Annotated in this window: 18 protein-coding genes; 11 read left to right on the top strand and 7 right to left on the bottom strand. The window is 70.3% G+C overall.

Going from position 1 to position 20,053, the window contains the following annotated elements; translation table 11 throughout:
* Window positions 1-79 precede the first annotated feature (79 nt).
* The 4 genes from AB0L37_RS26530 (at window position 80) to AB0L37_RS26515 (ending at window position 5,111) form a co-directional block, all read left to right on the top strand.
* Window positions 80-1,513, top strand: a complete 1,434-nt coding sequence (locus tag AB0L37_RS26530) for a NarK family nitrate/nitrite MFS transporter (protein WP_365510296.1) — start codon at window positions 80-82, stop codon at window positions 1,511-1,513.
* A gap of 243 nt (window positions 1,514-1,756) precedes the next feature.
* Window positions 1,757-4,027 carry a formate C-acetyltransferase gene (pflB, locus tag AB0L37_RS26525; protein ID WP_365510293.1) on the top strand — a complete coding sequence of 757 codons (2,271 nt, stop codon included), beginning with the start codon at window positions 1,757-1,759 and terminating at the stop codon, window positions 4,025-4,027.
* Window positions 4,028-4,084: 57 nt separating this feature from the next.
* Complete coding sequence (pflA, locus tag AB0L37_RS26520) at window positions 4,085-4,888, top strand: pyruvate formate-lyase-activating protein (RefSeq protein ID WP_365510290.1); 804 nt, start codon at window positions 4,085-4,087, stop codon at window positions 4,886-4,888.
* Window positions 4,889-4,913: 25 nt separating this feature from the next.
* Entirely contained in the window at window positions 4,914-5,111 is a 198-nt protein-coding gene (locus AB0L37_RS26515; RefSeq protein WP_365510287.1) for a hypothetical protein, read from the top strand.
* A 7-nt stretch (window positions 5,112-5,118) separates the two neighbouring features.
* Here AB0L37_RS26515 and mscL read toward each other — a convergent pair whose 3' ends face one another.
* The 6 genes from mscL to AB0L37_RS26485 all read right to left on the bottom strand — a co-directional run bounded on the left by mscL (window position 5,119) and on the right by AB0L37_RS26485 (window position 10,797).
* Window positions 5,119-5,595 carry a large conductance mechanosensitive channel protein MscL gene (gene mscL, locus AB0L37_RS26510; RefSeq protein WP_365510505.1) on the bottom strand — a complete coding sequence of 159 codons (477 nt, stop codon included), beginning with the start codon at window positions 5,593-5,595 and terminating at the stop codon, window positions 5,119-5,121.
* A gap of 114 nt (window positions 5,596-5,709) precedes the next feature.
* Window positions 5,710-6,282, bottom strand: coding sequence for an RcpC/CpaB family pilus assembly protein (locus AB0L37_RS26505; RefSeq protein ID WP_365510284.1), 573 nt, complete (start codon window positions 6,280-6,282; stop codon window positions 5,710-5,712).
* A 185-nt stretch (window positions 6,283-6,467) separates the two neighbouring features.
* Window positions 6,468-7,322 carry an S-methyl-5'-thioadenosine phosphorylase gene (locus AB0L37_RS26500; protein ID WP_365510281.1) on the bottom strand — a complete coding sequence of 285 codons (855 nt, stop codon included), beginning with the start codon at window positions 7,320-7,322 and terminating at the stop codon, window positions 6,468-6,470.
* Between the two features lie 88 nt (window positions 7,323-7,410).
* Window positions 7,411-7,743 (bottom strand): FmdB family zinc ribbon protein, encoded by a 333-nt coding sequence (locus AB0L37_RS26495; protein WP_365510278.1) that lies wholly within the window; start codon window positions 7,741-7,743, stop codon window positions 7,411-7,413.
* A gap of 69 nt (window positions 7,744-7,812) precedes the next feature.
* Entirely contained in the window at window positions 7,813-9,099 is a 1,287-nt protein-coding gene (locus tag AB0L37_RS26490; RefSeq protein WP_365510275.1) for an MFS transporter, read from the bottom strand.
* Window positions 9,100-9,327: 228 nt separating this feature from the next.
* Window positions 9,328-10,797: a potassium/proton antiporter gene (locus tag AB0L37_RS26485; protein WP_365510272.1), complete on the bottom strand. Its 1,470-nt coding sequence runs from the start codon at window positions 10,795-10,797 to the stop codon at window positions 9,328-9,330.
* A 221-nt stretch (window positions 10,798-11,018) separates the two neighbouring features.
* Here AB0L37_RS26485 and AB0L37_RS26480 point away from each other — a divergent pair, with 221 nt between their 5' ends.
* A complete protein-coding gene (locus tag AB0L37_RS26480; protein WP_365510270.1) occupies window positions 11,019-13,781 on the top strand; it encodes a penicillin acylase family protein in 2,763 nt (920 codons plus the stop codon).
* 53 nt (window positions 13,782-13,834) lie between these two features.
* Here AB0L37_RS26480 and AB0L37_RS26475 read toward each other — a convergent pair whose 3' ends face one another.
* Complete coding sequence (locus tag AB0L37_RS26475; RefSeq protein ID WP_365510267.1) at window positions 13,835-14,467, bottom strand: 5-formyltetrahydrofolate cyclo-ligase; 633 nt, start codon at window positions 14,465-14,467, stop codon at window positions 13,835-13,837.
* Window positions 14,468-14,560: 93 nt separating this feature from the next.
* On the opposite strand from AB0L37_RS26475, the gene galU reads away from it, so the two are divergent.
* From galU to glpR, 6 genes are all read left to right on the top strand, one after another.
* Entirely contained in the window at window positions 14,561-15,463 is a 903-nt protein-coding gene (gene galU / locus AB0L37_RS26470; protein ID WP_365510264.1) for a UTP--glucose-1-phosphate uridylyltransferase GalU, read from the top strand.
* 4 nt (window positions 15,464-15,467) lie between these two features.
* Complete coding sequence (glp, locus tag AB0L37_RS26465; protein ID WP_365510261.1) at window positions 15,468-16,817, top strand: gephyrin-like molybdotransferase Glp; 1,350 nt, start codon at window positions 15,468-15,470, stop codon at window positions 16,815-16,817.
* Window positions 16,818-16,912: 95 nt separating this feature from the next.
* On the top strand, window positions 16,913-17,413 hold the full coding sequence (gene moaC / locus AB0L37_RS26460; protein ID WP_365510258.1) for a cyclic pyranopterin monophosphate synthase MoaC: 501 nt from the start codon (window positions 16,913-16,915) through the stop codon (window positions 17,411-17,413).
* On the top strand, window positions 17,410-17,922 hold the full coding sequence (locus AB0L37_RS26455; RefSeq protein ID WP_365510255.1) for a MogA/MoaB family molybdenum cofactor biosynthesis protein: 513 nt from the start codon (window positions 17,410-17,412) through the stop codon (window positions 17,920-17,922). The genes moaC and AB0L37_RS26455 overlap by 4 nt, the downstream gene beginning before the upstream one ends.
* On the top strand, window positions 17,919-18,587 hold the full coding sequence (locus AB0L37_RS26450) for a GNAT family protein (protein ID WP_365510502.1): 669 nt from the start codon (window positions 17,919-17,921) through the stop codon (window positions 18,585-18,587). The genes AB0L37_RS26455 and AB0L37_RS26450 overlap by 4 nt, the downstream gene beginning before the upstream one ends.
* A gap of 172 nt (window positions 18,588-18,759) precedes the next feature.
* A complete protein-coding gene (gene glpR / locus AB0L37_RS26445) occupies window positions 18,760-19,956 on the top strand; it encodes a gephyrin-like molybdotransferase receptor GlpR (RefSeq protein WP_365510253.1) in 1,197 nt (398 codons plus the stop codon).
* Window positions 19,957-20,053 lie beyond the last annotated feature (97 nt).

Below are 20,053 nucleotides of genomic sequence, written 5' to 3'. Positions count from 1 at the left end.
CAAGTCCCCTTACGCCCCCTTTAACCCGGAGCGAATCTGGAGAGGCAAGGAAAACCCTCCTCACCTCCGGGAACACGCCATGAGTCCTGCTGTCAGGGACGCCGCCGCGGTCGACGACGTCACCCGTTCCTATGATCCCCAGCAGTACCGGCCCGGCCGGACCGTCACCGACTGGGAACCCGAGAACGAGCTCTTCTGGAACTCCGTGGGCAAGCGGGTCGCGGCCCGCAACCTGTGGATCGCCGTCCCCGCCCTTCTGGTCGCCTTCGTGGTGTGGCAGGTGTGGAGCGTCACCGCGACCAACCTGGCCGACGTCGGCTTCAGCTTCAGCACCTCGCAGCTGTTCTGGCTGACCGCCGTCCCGGGTCTGACCGGCGGTACGGCCCGGATCTTCTACACCTTCCTCGGCCCGCGCATCGGACAGCGCCGCTTCACCGCGCTGTCCACCCTGGTCCTGGTGGTCCCGCTGATCTGGCTCGGCTTCGCGGTGCAGGACACCGGCACCCCGTACGCCGTGATGGTCGCCATCGCCGCGCTCTGCGGCTTCGGCGGCGCCAACTTCGCCTCGTCGCTGGCGAACATCGGCTTCTTCTTCCCCAAGCGCGAGAAGGGCAACGCGACCGGCATCAACGGCGGCCTCGGCAACCTCGGCGTCTCCGTCGTGCAGCTGCTCACCCCGATCGTCATCACCAGCTCGGTCATCGCGCTCGGCTCGGCCCAGCACAAGGCCGACGGCACCCCGGTCTACCTCCAGAACGCCGCGTTCCTCTGGGTTCCGGTCCTGGTGATCCTGGCCGCCGTCGCCTGGTTCGGCCAGAACGACCTCAAGGTCGCCTCCACCCCCTTCAAGCAGCAGAAGGTCATCTTCAAGCGCAAGCACAACTGGCTGATGACCTGGCTCTACGTCGGCACCTTCGGCTCCTTCATCGGCTTCGCCGCCGCCCTGCCGATGCTGATCAAGACCACCTGGACCCCGATCGACGCCGCCTACACGGCCGCCACGTACGCCTGGATCGGCCCGGCCGTCGGCGCGCTCGCCCGCTGGGGCGGCGGCTGGATCGCCGACAAGCTCGGCGGCGCCCGCGTCACGATCCTCTCGTTCGTCGGCATGGCCGCCTCCATCATCGGCGTCATCGCCTTCATGCCCACGAACGGCGCCGGCGGCAACTTCTGGGGCTTCCTCGCCTGCTTCTACCTGGCGTTCTTCTTCAGCGGCATCGGCAACGGCTCCACGTTCCGCCAGATCCCCGTGATCTTCCGCAGCCAGCACCTGAAGGGCCTCACCGAGGGCACGCCCGAGTACACGAAGGCGCTGAAGCAGTCGGAGATGGAGGCCGGCGCCGTCACCGGCTTCACGTCGGCGATCGCGGCCTACGGCTTCTTCTTCATCCCGGCGATGTTCGCCAACTTCGCGGTCACCAGCGCCCTGTGGTGCTTCGTCGGCTTCTACGCCACGTGCATCGCCGTCTGCTGGTGGTTCTACGCCCGCAAGAACGCCGAGTCCCCGAGCTGATCCCCTCGGCACCGCTTTTTTCGGCAGAATCTTGTGAATACGTTCACAAGCGAACGCGGGTCGAAAGTCCCGAAGAAAACCCCAGGTCAACTGGGTGATCCCGGTCGGGGGCGGCGTGAAAGCAGGCCCTTTGGTCCCGAACTGAGGACCAATGCGGCCCGCCGGACCGCCCCCACGGGAGTCCAATGAAGACGCAGCAAAGAACGCAGCGAACCGGTCGAAGAGATGGGGAAGGTGCCGCAGATGACTGCCACTCCCGCGGAAAAGACGACGCACGGCGAGGCCTGGGACGGCTTCAAGGGAGGCCTGTGGCGGGACGCCATCGACGTCCGCGACTTCGTCCAGCAGAACTACACGCCCTACGAGGGCGACGGCTCCTTCCTCGCCGGACCGACCGAGCGCACCACCGCCGTGTGGGACAAGCTCCTGTCGATGTTCCCGACGGAGATCGAGCGCGGCATCTACGACGTGGACGTGAAGACCCCGTCCCGTATCGACGCCTTCAAGCCCGGCTACATCGACGGCGACGCCAAGGACCACAAGGACCTCATCGTCGGTCTCCAGACGGACGGTGCGCTCAAGCGCGCGATCATGCCGAACGGCGGCTGGCGCATGGTCGAGGGCGCCCTCAACGCGTACGGCTACGACGCCGACCCCGAGGTCCGCGAGATCTACACCCACCTGCGCAAGACCCACAACGAGGGCGTCTTCGACGCGTACACCCCCGAGATCCGCGCCTGCCGCTCCTCCGGCATCATCACCGGTCTGCCCGACGCCTACGGCCGCGGCCGCATCATCGGCGACTACCGCCGCGTCGCCCTCTACGGCGTCGACCACCTGATCGCCGCCAAGCAGGCCGACAAGGACGCGCTGGCCGCCGAGTGGCCCACCGAGCACGTCATCCGGGACCGCGAGGAGATCTCCGAGCAGATCAAGGCCCTGAACGAGCTCAAGGCCATGGCGATGGCGTACGGCTACGACATCTCCGCGCCGGCCACCACCGGCCGCGAGGCCGTCCAGTGGCTGTACTTCGCCTACCTCGCCGCCGTGAAGGAGCAGAACGGCGCGGCCATGTCGATCGGCCGCATCGACAACTTCCTCGACATCTACCTCCAGCGCGACATCGAGGCCGGCCGCATCACCGAGGCCGAGGCCCAGGAGTTCATCGACGACTTCGTCATCAAGCTCCGCATCGTCCGCTTCCTGCGCACCCCCGAGTACAACGACCTCTACTCCGGCGACCCCACCTGGGTCACCTGGTCGATGGCCGGCATCGGCGAGGACGGCCGCCCGCTCGTCTCGCGCACCACCTTCCGCGCCCTGCAGACCCTCTACAACCTCGGCCCGGCCCCCGAGCCGAACCTGACGGTCTTCTGGTCGCGCGAACTCCCCAAGGGCTTCAAGGACTTCGCCTCCCAGGTCGCCATCGACACCTCGGCCATCCAGTTCGAGTCCGACGAGCTGATGCGCCCCAAGTACGGCGACGACACCGCGATCGCCTGCTGCGTCTCCGCGATGGCCGTCGGCAAGCAGATGCAGTTCTTCGGCGCCCGCGTGAACGTCGCCAAGGCGCTCCTCTACGCGATCAACGGCGGCCGCGACGAGAAGTCCGGCAAGCAGGTCGTCGAGGGCTTCGAGCCCATCGAGGGCGACTACCTCGACTACGAGACCGTCGCCGAGCAGTACGACGCGATGCTCGACTGGCTGGCGAAGACGTACGTCCACGCGCTCAACGTCATCCACTACATGCACGACAAGTACGCCTACGAGCGCATCGAGATGGCCCTGCACGACCGGGACATCCTGCGCACGATGGCGTGCGGCATCGCGGGCCTGTCGGTGGCCGCCGACTCCCTCTCGGCCATCAAGCACGCGAAGGTCAAGGTCGTCCGCGACGAGACCGGCCTGGCCGTCGACTACGAGATCGACGGCGACTACCCGGCCTACGGCAACAACGACGACCGCGCCGACGACATCGCCAAGGCGATCGTCCACGGGTTCATGGAGAAGGTCCGCAAGCACCCGACGTACCGCGACGCGGTCCACACCCAGTCGGTGCTGACCATCACCTCGAACGTCGTCTACGGCAAGAAGACCGGCAACACCCCGGACGGCCGCCGCTCCGGCGCCCCCTTCGCGCCCGGCGCGAACCCGATGAACGGGCGCGACGAGCACGGCTACATCGCCTCCGCCCTGTCGGTCGCGAAGCTGCCCTACGACGACGCCGAGGACGGCATCTCGCTGACCAACACGATCACCCCGGACGCGCTCGGCCGCACCGCCGAGGAGCGGATCGCCAACCTCTCCGGCGTGCTCGACGGCTTCATGGCCAGCGACGGCTTCCACATGAACGTGAACGTCCTGAACAAGGCGACCCTCGAGGACGCCATGGAACACCCCGAGAACTACCCGCAGTTGACCATCCGGGTCTCCGGCTACGCGGTGAACTTCGTCCGCCTGACGCGCGAGCAGCAGCTGGACGTCATCCACCGCACCTTCCACGGCTCCCTGTGAACCGGTCCGCCTGACCGGGGCGGACCGAGCAGCCCGAGGACCACACGGAGGAACGTCATGACCGTCCTGCTCACCCAGAACCTCACCGCGAACGACGCCGCGACCCCGGCCGCCGCCGCGACGCACCGCCCCACCGAGGGCTCGGTGCACTCCTGGGACCTGTCGACCGGCGTCGACGGACCGGGCACACGGTTCGTGACGTTCCTCTCGGGCTGCCCGCTCACCTGCCTGTACTGCCACAACCCCGACACCTGGCGGATGCGCGACGGCAAGCGCACCTCGGCCGACGCGGTCGTCGCGGAGGCCGCCAAGTACACCCGGTTCATCGACGCCGCGGGCGGCGGCGCCACCATCAGCGGCGGCGAACCGCTGCTCCAGCCCGTCTTCGCCGGTGAACTGCTGCACCGCTTCAAGCACGAACTGGGCCTGCACACCGCCCTCGACACCTCGGGCTTCCTCGGCGTCCGCGCCACCGACGCCCTGCTGCGCGACGTGGACCTGGTCCTGCTCGACATCAAGTCCTGGGACCGCGACACCTACAAGAAGGTCACCGGCCGCCCCCTGCGGCCGACCCTCGACTTCGCGCACCGCCTGGCCGACCTCGGCAAGAACGTGTGGGTGCGCTTCGTGCTCGTCCCCGGCCTGACCGACGACCCGGCCAACATCGAGGGCGTCGCCGCCTTCGCCGGCTCCCTGGGCAACGTCTCGCGGGTCGACGTCCTGCCCTTCCACAAGCTCGGCGAGGCGAAGTGGGAGGCGCTCGGCAAGACGTTCACGCTGCACGACACCCCCTCGCCCACCCCCGAGCAGGTCGCGACCGCCAAGTCGATCTTCGAGGCCCACGGCCTCAAGGCCGTCTGACCGCCCGGCGACGTACCCTGGAGCCATGAGTACCGCCCCCGACCCGGAAGCCGGCGCCCCGCGAGCGCGCGACCCCAAGGCCGCGCTGATCTTCGACGATCCGCTGACGGTGCAGTCCGCCGACGACTCGGACCGTGGCTGGGGCGACCGTCCGGCGGCGAGCGACAACAGCGCCGCCGACCTGGCCCGCTTCCTCGACGAGAAGCCGCCCCACCACCTCTGAAGCGCCGCTACGACTCGGTGTGCCCCGAGCCGCGCTGCGCCACGAGCGCGTCGCGGATCTCCTTGAGGACCTCCAGCTCGGAGACCTCCAGCGTCTCCTGCACGCCTTCCTTCGCCGCGTCCCGCGCCGCCTTCTTGGCCAGGTACTTCGCCATGGGCAGCACCATCAGGAAGTAGACGACCGCCGCGGTGATCACGAAGCTGAGGACGGCGCTGAGCACCGTGCCCCACATGATCGGGACGCCGCTGACGACTTCGCCGTTCTCGAACTTGCACGGACCCTTCAGGCAGGAGCTGTAGCCGTCGAGGTCCTTGGTGCCGATCGCGCCGACCAGCGGATTGATGACCCCCTTGACCACCGAGTTCACGATGTTCGTGAACGCGGCGCCGATGACCACCGCGACCGCCAGGTCGATCACATTGCCGCGCATCAAGAAGGCCTTGAAGCCCTCCCACAGACTCGGCTGACTCTTCTCGCTCACCAGAAGGCCTCTCTTCACTTGTCCAGGTTCCGGAGCAAACGCCCCCGCAACCTACGACAGTTCGGGTCAGACCTGTCCAATTGGGTAACTCGATCGGGGGACTTGACGAGACGCACGTCACCACAGCGTCACCGCCAGCCTGGAGGTGGTTCCCGCACCGGCGAGCCGCGCGGCCGTGCGGCGCTCCACGCTCAGCACCACCAACGCCCCACCCGCGGCCGGGGTTTCGCCGCCGCCGTCAAAGGTCTCGCCAAGTCCCTCGCCCGACCGCGGCGGCCTCTTCGGTACGGACACGACCCGCGCCCCCGACGCGAGCACCCGCACCCCGGGCCTGCCGTCGGCCCGCCCCGCCACCACGTCGACCCGGTCGCCGGGCCGCAGCAGCCGCACCGCGCCCGCGTCCGCGATCCGTACGGGGGCCGAGACCATCACCGCGGGCCCGCGCGCCCGCTGCCCCGGGGGAGCCTGCGCCCGCTCGTGCCCGTGCCCCGCGCCGGGGGAGGGGACCGCGGCCACCAGTGCCGCCGCGGTCAGGGCGAGCCCGGCGGCCACCGCGGGCCGTGCCCGGCGCGGACCGCCGCGCCGCCCGGACCGCAGGCGCCCGCCCCGTACCCGTACGGGAGGGAAGGCGGGCACCTCGGACGTCGGGGGAGTGCTGAGCCGGGCCGGAGGAGAGGGGAAGGAGGGCATGGCCGTACCGCCTGCGGTTCGGAGGGGACCTGAGATCGGTCGAGCCGGGCCCGATGCCCGTCTCGCCGACCACGATCCGCCTCCGCGCGGATTCCTGCCGAGCCCCGTGTACTACCGAGCGGTTGTGGACAACTCCCTCACCGGAAGGGGTAGTTCCCCCCGCCGGGAACTCCGCCGTCCGCAGGTCACGGCATCCGGAACCCCGGGTCCATCCCGCCGAGCGCCCCCGTGCACAGACAGTCCCGCTCACCGCTCGCCGGCAGTCCCGCCACCGCGTCGAACAGCACCGTCCGCAGCCGGTCCACGTTCGCCGCGAACACCTTGAGGACCTCCTCGTGCGAGACGCCCTCTCCGCTCTCCGCGCCCGCGTCCAGGTCCGTGACCAGGGTCAACGACGTGTAGCAGAGCTCCAGTTCACGGGCGAGCATCGCCTCCGGATGCCCGGTCATGCCGACCACCGACCAGCCCATGGACTGGTGCCAGCGCGATTCGGCGCGGGTCGAGAAGCGCGGCCCCTCGACGACGACGAGCGTCCCGCCGTCCACCGGCTCCCAGTCCTTGCCGCGCGCCGCCTCCAGTGCGACCTTGCGCCCCACCGGGCAGTACGGGTCGGCGGGCGAGACGTGCACGACGTTCGGCACGGTCCCGTCCGGCAGCGGATGCCCGTCGAAGTAGGTCTGCGCGCGCGCCTTCGTCCGGTCGACGAACTGGTCGGGCACCAGCAGCGTCCCCGGCCCGTACTCGGGCCGAAGCCCGCCCACGGCGCACGGCCCGAGCACCTGGCGTACGCCCACCGAGCGCAGGGCCCACAGGTTGGCGCGGTAGTTGATGCGGTGCGGCGGCAGGTGGTGGCCGCGGCCGTGCCGCGGCAGGAAGGCGACCCGGCGCCCCGCGACCTCGCCCAGGAAGAGCGAGTCGCTCGGCGGCCCGTAGGGGGTGTCCACCTGGACCTCGGTCACGTCGTCGAGGAACGAGTAGAAACCGGAGCCGCCGATCACGCCGATCTCGGCGTCAGGACGTGTGTTCGTGTTCGTCGCCATGGCCGACACAGTAGTCAAGCCATGAACGCCGAAGACCCTGCCGTCCGAGGACGACAGGGTCTCGTAAGACTCTCGTGGCTGCTCGCGCCTAGGCGGCGGACGAGGAGCTGGAGGACGACGTCGACGACGAGGTCGAGGTCGAGGAGCTCGACGACTTCGAGTCCGACGACGACGAGGTCGACGACTTGGCGTCCGTGGACGACTTCGAGGTCGAGGTCGAGGCAGGGCTGCTGCTCGACGACGAGCCGCGGCTGTCGTTGCGGTAGAAGCCGGAGCCCTTGAACACGATGCCGACTGCCGAGAACACCTTCTTCAGGCGGCCACCGCAGTTCGGGCACTCGGTCAGAGCGTCATCGGTGAACTTCTGCACCGCCTCGAGGCCCTCGCCGCACTCGGTGCACTGGTACTGGTAAGTCGGCACTGTGTCTTCCTCCTGGCACTCTCACTCAATGAGTGCTAACGACGCTCCATAGTGGCCTATTCCACGGGATCAGTCCACTGCCACCGGCACTCGGTGACCGACGCCACGTGCCACGGTCCGCCCCTGGGACGGCGGAACGAGCCGTGTACGCAGCAGGAACATGGTCCCCAGGGCGAGCACCGTGCCGCCCATCGGCACCAGGAATCCGGCCCCGTCCCAGAACCGGTCCTCCAGTTGCCCGGCCACCGTCACGGCGGCCGCCTGGCCGAGCGCGACCGCGCCGGTGAGCCACGTGAAGGCCTCCGTGCGGGAGTGCGTGGGGACGATCGACTCGACGAGCGTGTAGCCCGTGATCAGGGCCGGAGCGATGCACACGCCGACCAGCAGCCCGAGCCCGGCGAGCAGCAGCACGGACTGCGCCGCCCACAGGCCGGACGCGGTCAGGGCCAGCGCCGTGTAGGCGACGAGAAGGCGGCGCTGCGGGGCGACCTTCCAGGCGATGGCACCGCAGACGATGCCGGAGAGCATGTTGCCCGCGGCGAAGACCCCGTACAGGACGCCGTTCAGACCGGGCTCGCCGATCGCCTCGGAGTACGCGGCCAGCGAGACCTGCATGCCGCCGAAGACGGAGCCGATGCCGAGGAACGTCACGATCAGGACCCGCACGCCGGGGACCCGCAGCGCGGAGACGTGCTCCACGCGCGCGTGCCCGTCGAGCGGCTTCACCGACGGCTGCGTGCCCTTCTGGGCGGCGAACAGCAGACCGCCGACGAGGGTCAGCGCGGCCTCCGTGATCAGACCGGCGGCCGGGTCGACGCCGGTGCACAGCGCGGTCGCGAAGAGCGGGCCGAGCACGAACGTGAACTCGTCGGTGACGGACTCGAAGGCGGCCGCGGTCTGCATCAGGGGCGAGCCCTGGAGCTTCACGCCCCACCGCGCGCGCACCATGGGCCCGATCTGGGGCGTCGAGGCACCGGTCGGCACGGCCGCGATGAACAGTGTCCAGGTGGGCGCCCCGGAGAGCGCGAGGACGGTCAGCGCGAGCCCGGAGGCGGCGTGCACGAGGACGCCGGGCAGCAGCACGGCGCGCTGCCCGAACCGGTCGGCCAGTTTGCCGCTGTAGGGCGCGAACAGCGCCATGGAGACACCGGTCGCCGCGGAGACCGCGCCCGCGGTGCCGTACGAGCCGGTGGTGTGCTGCACGAGCAGCACGATGGAGATGGTCAGCATCGCGAACGGCTGGCGCGCCGCGAAGCCGGGAAGCAGGAACGTCCAGGCCCCGCGGGTACGCAGGAGCTGCCCGTAACCGGGTCGCTCGCCGCCGGGGGTGTCGGTGACCGTGTCCTTCTTTGGCACGGCCCTCGCCTTTCTGCCGCCTGGTAGCGCGCTGCCTCCTGGTCGAGGGGAGCGCGCCGAGAGCCGTCCTCATGCGCCGGGAACCGAGTGATACCTACGGTCCGCGCCAGGAGAGGCCCTGGGCCAAGCAGAAGCCCTGCAAGGGGACCGCGGCCGCTTTGCGGTCGCGCCGGCTCTACGTCAGGCAGAGTCGGTAAAACTCAAAAAAACTAGATGTACGTACCCATGCTAACGGGCGGTTTCGCTTCCCGTGCCCAGCCAGCCCGCCAGCTTTCCGCCCAGGGCGACGGCCCGCAGGCGTGCCTCGGCGGCGTCGCGCACCGGGTCGGTGGCGACGACCAGGAGTTCGTCGCCGCGGCGCAGCACGGTCGTGGGCCCGGGCACGAAGGACGTCCCGTCGCGCACGACGAGGGTCACCGCGGCGCCCTTGGGCAGCCGCAGCTCGCCGACCTCCACGCCGTGCATACGGGAGCCCTGCGGCACGGAGACGGACAGCAGATGCCCGCGCAGCCGCTCCAGGGGCGCCGACTCGATGCCGAGGTCGGCGGCGTCCGAGGAACTGCCCAGGCGCAGCTTCCTGGCGAGCCAGGGCAGGGTCGGGCCCTGGATCAGGGTGTAGACGACGACCAGGACGAAGACGATGTTGAAGATCCGCCGGCTGCCGGCGACGCCGGTCACCATCGGGATCGTCGCCAGGATGATGGGCACGGCGCCGCGCAGGCCCGCCCATGACATGAGTGCCTTCTCCTGCCACGGCATCCGGAAGGGCGCCAGGCTGAGGGCGACTTCCAGGGGGCGCGCGACCATCGTCAGGACGAGCCCGATGATCAGCGCGGGCACGATGTCGTTGCCCAGGTCGTGCGGGGTGACGAGCAGACCGAGCAGCACGAACATGCCGATCTGCGCGATCCAGCCGAGCCCTTCGGCGAAGCCGCGGGTGGCGGGCCAGTGCGGCAGTTTCGCGTTGCCCATCACCATGGCGGCCAGGTAGACGGCGAGGAACCCGCTGCCGTGGGCGATGGCGCCCGCGGCGTAGGCGACGGTGGCGATGGCCATCACGGCGATCGGGTAGAGGCCGGACGCGGGCAGGGCGACGTGCCGCAGCCCGAAGGAGCCGAGCCAGCCGACCGCGAGCCCGATCGCGGCGCCGATCGCGAGCTCCAGGGCGATCTCGCCGACGAGGGCGTACCAGGCGTCCACAGGGCCCGCGGTGGAGAACGCGACGACAAGAATGACGACAGGTGCGTCGTTGAACCCGGACTCCGCCTCCAGGACGCCCGTCACGCGCGAGGGAAGCGGCACCTTACGTAGGACGGAGAAAACCGCCGCCGCGTCCGTCGAGGACACCACCGCGCCGATGATCAGGGCCTGCCGCCACTCCAGGCCCACCAGGTAGTGCGCGCCCGCCGCCGTCACGCCCACGCTCACCGCGACGCCCGCCAGCGACAGCGCCGCCGCAGCCGGCAGAGCGGGCTTGATCTCCTTCCACTTCGTGCCCAGACCGCCCTCGGCCAGGATCACGACGAGGGCCGCGTATCCGATGACCTGGGTCAGTTCGGCGTTGCTGAAGGAGACGTTGCCGATGCCGTCCTGGCCCATGGCGACGCCGATGCCGAGGTAGAGGAGCAGGCTGGGCAGCCCGCTGCGCGAGGAGATGCGCACCGCGGCGACCGCGATGAGCAGCACGAGGGCGCTCACGAGCAGGAGCTGGTTGAGGTGGTGGACAGTCAGGGGCTGTTCCTTCCGCTACGACACACTTACTTCGTTACCTTACCTAATGGTTAACGCTTTCCTGACGGCCGGACCATTTCACCGCCCCCCCCTTAGCGGTCAGCTTCCTGACTCCGCGTCCGAGGCCGTACCGCACTGCTCGTATGGTTGCTCTCGCCCGCCGCTAGCGAAGGACAGCAAGGATCGCGATGCCCTCCACTACGAACGCCTCTTCCGGTAGCCAGCCCGGCAAGAAGAAGGGGCGCAGAGCCCGACTGCTCGTGATCGTCCTCGTCCTTGCCGTCGTCGCGGGCATCGGATACGGCGCTTACTGGGGCGTCGACAGCGTCCGCGCCTCCTTGCCGCAGACCACGGGTTCCGTGCGGATCGACGGGCTCGACGGCACGGTGCAGGTCAAGCGGGACAACTACGGGATCCCGCAGGTCTACGCGTCCTCGGACGAGGACCTGTTCATGGCGCAGGGCTATGTGCAGGCGCAGGACCGGTTCTACGAGATGGACGTGCGCCGCCACACGACCTCCGGGCGGCTCTCCGAGATGTTCGGCAAGAGCCAGGTCAAGACCGACGAGTTCCTGCGCACCCTGGGCTGGCACCGGGTGGCACAGCAGGAGTACGACACCAAGCTCTCGCCGGAGACGAAGAAGTACCTCCAGGCGTACGCCAAGGGAGTCAACGCCTACCTTGCGGGCAAGAGCGGCAAGGAGATCTCCGCCGAGTACGTCGCGCTCGGCTTCGAGAACGACTACAAGCCGCAGAAGTGGACCCCGGTCGACTCGGTGGCCTGGCTGAAGGCGATGGCCTGGGACCTGCGCGGCAACATGCAGGACGAGATCGACCGCTCCCTGATGACGAGCCGCCTCGGCCCGAAGCAGATCGCCGACCTGTACCCGGACTACCCGTACGACCGGAACAAGGCGATCGTGCAGGAGGGCGCCTACAACAGCGCCACGGGGAAGTACGACAGCACGTCCTCGGGCACGCAGACGCAGTCGGGCACCGGCGGGGCGGCGGGCACCGGCCTGACGGGCGACGCACAGGCCCCCAGCAGCCTCCAGAGCCAGCTCGGCGGCCTCGCCGAGGTCCTGGACCGGATCCCCGACTCCGCAGGCCTCGGGCCCAACGGAAACGGCATCGGCTCCAACTCCTGGGTCGTCTCCGGCGACCACACCATCACCGGCAAGCCGCTCCTCGCCAACGACCCGCACCTGGCGCCGCAGCTGCCGTCCGTCTGGTACCAGATGGGCCTGCACTGCACGACGGTCTCCAGCGACTGCCAGTACGACGTGACGGGCTACACCTTCGCGGGCATGCCCGGCGTCGTCATCGGCCACAACCAGGACATCTCCTGGGGCCTGACGAACTCCGGCGCCGACGTCACGGACCTCTACCTGGAGAAGTTCAGCGGCGACGGCTACCTGTATGACGACAAGACGGTGCCTTTCAAGACCCGCAAGGAAGTCATCAAGGTCGCCGGCGGCAGCGACAAGACGATCACGATCCGCGAGACGAACAACGGCCCGCTGCTGTCCGACCGCAACGACGAACTCGTCAAGGTCGGCAAGAAGGCACCCGTAGGCACCACCGCGGCGCCCGACCGCGGCGACGGCTACGGCGTCGCCCTGCGCTGGACCGCGCTGGAGCCCGGCAGGACCATGGACGCCGTCTTCGAGATCGACAAGGCGTCGAACTGGACCGAGTTCGGCAAGGCCGCGGAACACTTCCAGGTGCCCTCGCAGAACCTCACGTACGCGGACACCGAGGGCAACATCGGCTACCGGCTGCCCGGCCGCATCCCGGTCCGCGGCGAGGGCGACGGCTCGCTCCCGTCGCCGGGCTGGGACTCGAAGTACAAGTGGAAGAGCTACATCCCGCAGGAAGCGCTGCCCTACGAGTTCAACCCGAAGCGCGGCTACATCGTCACCGCCAACCAGGCCGTGGTCGACGAGGACAAGTACCCGTACACGCTCACCACGGACTGGGGCTACGGCACCCGCAGCCAGCGCATCACCGATCTGATCAAGTCGAAGATCGACGGCGGCGGCAAGATCTCCACCGACGACATGCGCACGATGCAGATGGACAACAGCAGCGAGATCGCCAAGCTGCTCGTGCCCAAGCTGCTGAAGATCGACGTCAAGGACAAGTACGTCCGTGAGGCGCAGCAGCTCCTGGAGAACTGGGACTACACGCAGAACCCGGACTCGGCCGCGGCCGCGTACTTCAACTCGGTCTGGCGCAACATCCTCAAGCTCGCCTTCGGCAACAAGCTCCCCAAGGAGCTGCGGGTCGAGGGGCAGTGCCTGTACGTCGAGCCGGTCGACAACACCGGCCCCGCCGACGAGGACCGCAAGGTGCGCGAGTGCGGCGAGCGGGACGCGGACTCGGCGCAGCCGGACGGCGGCGACCGCTGGTTCGAGGTCGTCCGCAGCATCGTCGACGACGAGGACAACGCCTGGTGGCAGGCGCCGAAGACCCGTACGGACAAGGCCACGACCACGCGTGACGAGCTGTTCGCGCGTGCCATGGACGACGCCCGCTGGGACCTGACGGCCAAGCTCGGCAAGGACATCGACACCTGGTCCTGGGGCCGTCTGCACAAGCTGGAGCTGAAGAACCAGACCCTCGGCACCGAGGGTCCGGGCTGGCTCCAGTACGTCCTCAACCGCGGCCCCTGGAAGCTCGGCGGCGGCGAGGCGGCCGTCAACGCGACCGGCTGGAACGCGGCGGGCGGCTACGGCGTCGACTGGGTCCCGTCGATGCGCATGGTGGTCAACCTGAAGGACCTCGACAAGTCCAAGTGGATCAACCTGACCGGCGCTTCGGGCCACACCTACAGCTCCCACTACACGGATCAGACCGACAAGTGGATCAACGGCGAGCTGCTGCCGTGGGCCTTCACCAAGGAGGCTGTCGGCGACTCGACGTCGGACACGCTGGAGTTGAAGCCGTAGCCGAGCGGCATCGCGAAGGGGCCTCACGCGCGCGTGAGGCCCCTTCGCGCGTCCTACCGGGCGTCCCGGAAGCGGCGCGCGCCCGACGGCGTCACCACCGCGTCCACCGCCTTGTCGTGCGCCTCGGCCGGCACGTGCGCGACGACTTCGCTGTCGTACAGCAGCACGACAAGGGCGGGGTGTGCGCCGGCCGCCTCCAGGCGGGCGAGCACCCTGTCGTACGAGCCTCCGCCCCGGCCGAGCCGCATCCCGCGCGCGTCCACGGCGAGTCCCGGCAGCAGCACGACGTCCGCCTCCAGGACGGCGTCGGGCCCGAGCCGCGGCCCGTCAGGCTCCAACAGGGTCATCTTTCCCGGGTGTTGCACGCGTACGAGCGAGCCGGCGCCTTCGTAGGCCCCCCAGTCGAGGTCGTTGTCGGGCAGCAGCACCGGCAGCAGAACCCGCGTCCCGCGCGCGCGAAGGACGTCCAGGAGGGCGCCCGTTCCCGGCTCGCCGCCCACAGAGACGTACGCGGCGACGGTGTGCGCGTCTTCGAACTCGGCAAGATCCAGTGCCCGCTCGGCCACAACCTTTTCCGTCGCTCGCACGTCACCCTGTAGCAACGCGTTCCTCACCGCGAGGAACTCTCGTCGCAACGTGCGCTTGTCAGGGTGGGTGCCGTGCGGGTCACTTGTGTGCGGGCTCATGGCTGGCTCACAAACCTCTCGTATCCATGCATATATGTGCCAACAAAGCGGACCCACAGATTCCGCCCATAGGCGCCGGATATGGTGACGGGCATGACTGACTCGCACACCAGGATCACCAAGGCTGTCATCCCTGCCGCAGGCCTCGGCACCCGGTTCCTGCCGGCCACGAAAGCGACTCCCAAGGAGATGCTTCCGGTCGTCGACAAGCCGGCGATCCAGTACGTGGTCGAAGAGGCCGCCTCAGCGGGTCTCGATGACGTACTCATGATCACGGGACGCAACAAGCGCCCGCTGGAAGACCACTTCGACCGCAACTACGAGCTGGAGTCGGCCCTTCAGAAGAAGGGTGACGCCGACCGGCTCGCGAAGGTCCAGGAGTCCAGCGACCTCGCGACCATGCACTACGTCCGCCAGGGCGACCCCAAGGGCCTCGGCCACGCGGTCCTGTGCGCCGCCCCGCACGTGGGGGACGAGCCCTTCGCGGTCCTCCTCGGCGACGACCTGATCGACCCGCGCGACCCGCTGCTCGCGCGCATGGTCCAGGTCCAGGAGCAGCACGGCGGCAGCGTCATCGCCCTCATGGAGGTCGAGCCGTCGCAGATCCACCTCTACGGATGCGCGGCCGTGCAGACCACCGAGGACGGCGATGTGGTCAAGGTCACCGACCTCGTCGAGAAGCCGGACCCGGCCGACGCCCCGTCCAACTACGCGATCATCGGCCGCTACGTCCTGGACCCGCACGTCTTCGACATACTGCGCAAGACCGAGCCGGGCCGCGGCGGTGAGATCCAGCTCACCGACGCGCTCCAGCAGCTCGCCGCGGACGAGAAGGTCGGCGGGCCCGTGCACGGCGTCGTCTTCAAGGGCCGCCGCTATGACACCGGCGACCGTGGCGACTATCTGCGTGCCATTGTCAGACTCGCGTGCGAACGTGAGGACCTGGGCCCGGACTTCCGGACCTGGCTTCGCAGTTACGTCACCGAGGAGATGTAGCACCTTGAGCAGCGCGACCACACCGCCCACCGGCCAGGGCCAGCTCTGGTCGGTGGACGAGCACCTTGAGGACATCCTCAGCACCGTCCACCCGCTCGAACCCATCGAGCTCCAACTCCTCGACGCCCAGGGCTGCGTGCTTGTCGAGGACGTCACGGTGCCGGTCTCGCTGCCCCCCTTCGACAACAGCTCGATGGACGGCTACGCGGTGCGCGTCGCCGATGTCGCGGGCGCGAGCGAGGAGTTCCCCGCCGTGCTCACCGTCGTCGGCGACGTCGCGGCGGGCCAGGCCGAGCAGCCCACCGTCGGCCCCGGCCAGGCCGTGCGCATCATGACCGGCGCCCCGCTGCCGCCCGGCGCCGAGGCCGTCGTCCCCGTGGAGTGGACCGACGGAGGGCTCGGCGCGGGCCCGGTCACCTCGATGACCGCCCACAGCGCGGCTCCTGAGGGGGCGTCGGGCGAGGTCCGCGTCCACCGCCCCGCCGAAGCACGAGCGCACGTGCGCGCGCAGGGCAGCGACGTCCAGGCCGGCGACAAGGCCCTCACCACCGGCACCGTCCTCGGCCCGCCGCAGATCGCGCTGCTCGCCGCCATCGGCCGCGGCACCGTCCGGGTGCGCCCGCGCCCGCGCGTGGTCGTCGTCTCCACCGGCAGCGAACTCGTCCAGCCCGGCGAGCCGTTGGCATCCGGCCAGATCTACGACTCCAACAGCTTCGCGCTCACCGCCGCCGCGCGGGACGCCGGAGCCCTCGCCTACCGGGTCGGCGCGGTCGCCGACGACGCCGAGACGCTGCGCTCCACCATCGAGGACCAGCTGATCCGCGCCGACCTCATCGTCACGACCGGCGGCGTCAGCGTCGGCGCGTACGACGTGGTCAAGGAAGCCCTCTCCGCCGTCGGCGACCCCGACGAGGAGGACGGCATCGGCGCGGGCAGCGGCGTCGAGTTCCGCAAGCTCGCCATGCAGCCCGGCAAGCCGCAGGGGTTCGGCTCCATCGGCCCCGACCACACCCCCCTGCTCGCCCTGCCGGGCAACCCGGTCTCCTCGTACGTCTCCTTCGAGCTCTTCGTGCGTCCCGCGATCCGCACGCTGATGGGCCTGCCCGCCGACACCGTGCACCGCCCCGTGCGGCGCGCCGCCCTCACCGCCGACAAGGCGCTCACCTCGCCCGCGGGCCGCCGTCAGTTCCTGCGCGGCGCGTACGACGAGGAGGCCGGCGCGGTCGCCCCCGTCGGCGGCTCGGGCTCGCACCTCATCGCGGCGCTCGCCCACGCGGACGCGCTGATCGTGGTCCCCGAGGACGTGACGTCGGTGGAGCCCGGCACCGAGGTGGACGTCGTCCTGCTGGGCTGACCGGGCTCCCTGTCGGAGGCTCGCGATACCGTGTCGCGCACAACTGTCCGGCGCGCCGCACCGCGCACGGCTCGGATCGGGAGCGCCACAGCACCATGAGCACTTCTCAGGACCGGTTTGATCGGCTCACGCACATCGACGAGGCGGGCGCCGCCCGCATGGTCGACGTGTCGCAGAAGGACGTCACCGCGCGCACCGCCCGCGCCAGCGGCCGCGTCCTCGTCTCGCCGCGCGTGGTGGAACTGCTGCGCGGCGAGGGCGTCCCGAAGGGCGACGCCCTCGCGACCGCGCGCATCGCCGGGATCATGGGAGCCAAGCGCACCCCCGACCTGATCCCGCTCTGCCACCCGCTCGCCGTCTCCGGCGTGAAGCTCGACCTGTCCGTGGCGGACGACGCGGTGGAGATCCTCGCCACCGTGAGGACGACGGACCGTACGGGCGTCGAGATGGAGGCCCTCACCGCGGTGTCCGTCGCCGCGCTCACGGTTGTCGACATGGTCAAGGCGGTCGACAAGGGCGCCGTCATCACGGACGTCCGCGTGGAGGAGAAGACCGGGGGCAAGTCCGGCGACTGGAACCGCGGGGCCCGCGCATGAGCGAGCCGTATCGCGCCCTCGTCGTCACCGCCTCCAACCGTGCCGCCGCAGGGGTCTACGAGGACAAGGGCGGCCCCCTGATCGCGGCCGGGCTCACGGCGATGGGCTTCCACGTCGAAGGACCTCAGGTCGTGCCGGACGGCGACCCCGTCGAGGCCGCCCTGCGCGCCGCGGCCGAGGCGGCGTACGACGTCGTCGTCACCACCGGCGGCACCGGGATCTCGCCCACCGACCGCACCCCCGAGGCGACCGCCCGCGTCATCGACCGCGAGATCCCGGGCATCCCCGAGGCGATCCGCGCCTACGGGCGCGAGAAGGTGCCCACCGCGGCGCTCTCCCGTGGCCTCGCCGGGGTCGCCGGGCGCACACTGATCGTGAACCTGCCGGGTTCGAGCGGAGGCGTGAAGGACGGGCTCGCCGTCCTGGAGCCGCTGCTGGTCCACGCCGTCGACCAGATCCGCGGCGGCGACCACCCCAGACCCGATGTCCACGCCGGGGGTGCCCACTGAACAGCCCGACCTGGCCCGTCGTCCTGGCGGAGGGCGATGTCGTCCTCCGTCCCATAAGGCTGCGCGACCAGCGCACCTGGCGTGAGGTGAACCGGCGCAACCGCGACTGGCTGCGCCCCTGGGAGGCGACCATCCCGCCGCCCACGCCGAGCGGCCCGATCACGCACCGCCCGACCTACCGGCAGATGGTGCGCCACCTGCGCGCGGAGGCGAACGCGGGCCGGATGCTGCCCTTCGTCATCGAGTACCAGGGCCGTCTGGTCGGGCAGTTGACCGTCGCCGGGATCACCTGGGGCTCGATGTGCTCGGGGCACGTCGGCTACTGGGTCGACCAGTCGGTCGCCGGGCGCGGAGTGATGCCGACCGCCGTCGCGCTCGCCGTCGACCACTGCTTCCGCACCGTGGGCCTGCACCGCATCGAGGTCTGCATTCGCCCGGAGAACGGGCCGAGCCGCAGGGTCGTGGAGAAACTCGGATTCCGCGAGGAGGGGCTTCGTCCACGGTATCTTCACATCGACGGTGGCTGGCGTGATCACCTCGTCTTCGCGCTGACCGCCGAGGAGGTGCCGGAAGGCATCCTCAAGCGCTGGCGGCGCAGGCGCCGCGGCAACGCCGCAGGTCCGGGCGCACCGAGTGCGGCGGACCCCGGCGCCCCCTCGAAATAAAATAAATGTTCGAAATTGATCGGCCGGAGACCGCCGGAGGCATTAAATTCGCGTCCCGGTCGGGCAGTTGATCGCATCAGTCGCAAAAAAAGTTCGGAATATCAGCCAGATCGTGCGACACACCGGCCCAATTGGCGGATGGCCTCACGCAAACCCCTCTACGGTGTGAGGCGTGAGCAGCAGCGGCCTCATCTACGCAGTCATCGTCGGGGCCTGGGCCGCCTACTTGGTGCCGATGTGGCTCCGTAGGCAGGACGAGCTGAACGAAGCCCGTCCGACGGAACGCTTCAGCACCGCCATCCGGCTCCTCTCCGGCCGGGCGGGCATGGAGCGCCGCTACGCCAAGGACCTTCAGGCGCGCGCGCCCGAGGCGGACGAGCGGCCCGGCGACCCGGCCGACCCGGACGCGACCACCGACGCGGTGGACGTCCGGGCCTTTGTCACGTCCCCGGCCACCGAGCGGACCCCGCCCGCGGAGCGCCGCCGCCCGGAGCCCGAGCCCGAGCGCGAACCGGCTCCCGAGCCCGTCGCCCCGCCCCGGCAGACGCCCAAGTCCCGCCCCACGAGCGCCGCTTCCGCCGAGGCGCAGGCGCGCGCCCGCCGGACCAAGGTGCTCGCCCGCCGTCGCCGTACGACGGTGCTGCTCTTCGTCGCCTTCACCATCGGCGCGGTCGTCGCCGGGGTCGGCGGCGTCTCCTTCCTGTGGGCGCCCGCCGCGCCCGCCCTGCTGCTCAGCGCGTACATCGTCTATCTGCGCGCCCAGGAGCGCCGCCGCTTCGCCTATGTGATGGACCGCCGCCGCGCGGAGATCGCCGCCCAGCGGCTGCGCGAGCGCCAGCCCCGCAGGCGCCAGCCGGCCGCGCACCGCGCCGACGCGGAGTACGCCGACACCGCGGAGGAAGGACCAGGCGCCGAGCAGGCCACCGACCCCGGCCTCGAGGCGCTCGCCGCCGACCGGCGCGCGCTCGTCGAGCAGACCGACCACGCGGAGTGGGTCGACCAGCAGCGCGAGCGGCAGCGCCGCCCCGGCCCCGGCGACAGCTGGGACCCGGTGCCCGTCCCGCTGCCCACGTACGTGACCGCGCCGGTCGCCCCGCGCGCCGGCGGCGGCATCGACTACGGCGCGCCGGAGACCTGGAGTTCGGCCCGCTCGTCCGCCGCGGAGCAGGCGGCCCCCGAGGCGCAGTCCCCGTCGCAGCAGCAGCCGCAGTCGCAGGAGGACGAGCAGTCGGCGGCCGACGGCGGGCGCAGCGACGCGCGCCGCGCCGCCTCCGCCCGCCGCTCCCGCGAGCGCGGCCGCACGCCGCTGTTCGACCAGTACGACAACGGCGCCGGCGCCGACGGCCGGCCGCGCGCCGCCAACGAGTAGGGCCCACGCCCTCGGGCTGACCAGCTCGGGAACGGATTTCCAAGCACCCCGATCGGGGTGCTAGAGTTTCACTCGTTGCAAGGGCCGAACGGCCCGA

Source organism: Streptomyces sp. NPDC052225 (assembly GCF_040679615.1).
GTDB lineage: Bacteria > Actinomycetota > Actinomycetes > Streptomycetales > Streptomycetaceae > Streptomyces.
Note: the sequence above shows the minus strand (reverse complement) of the source record. Positions and strands in the feature narration are given on the sequence as shown.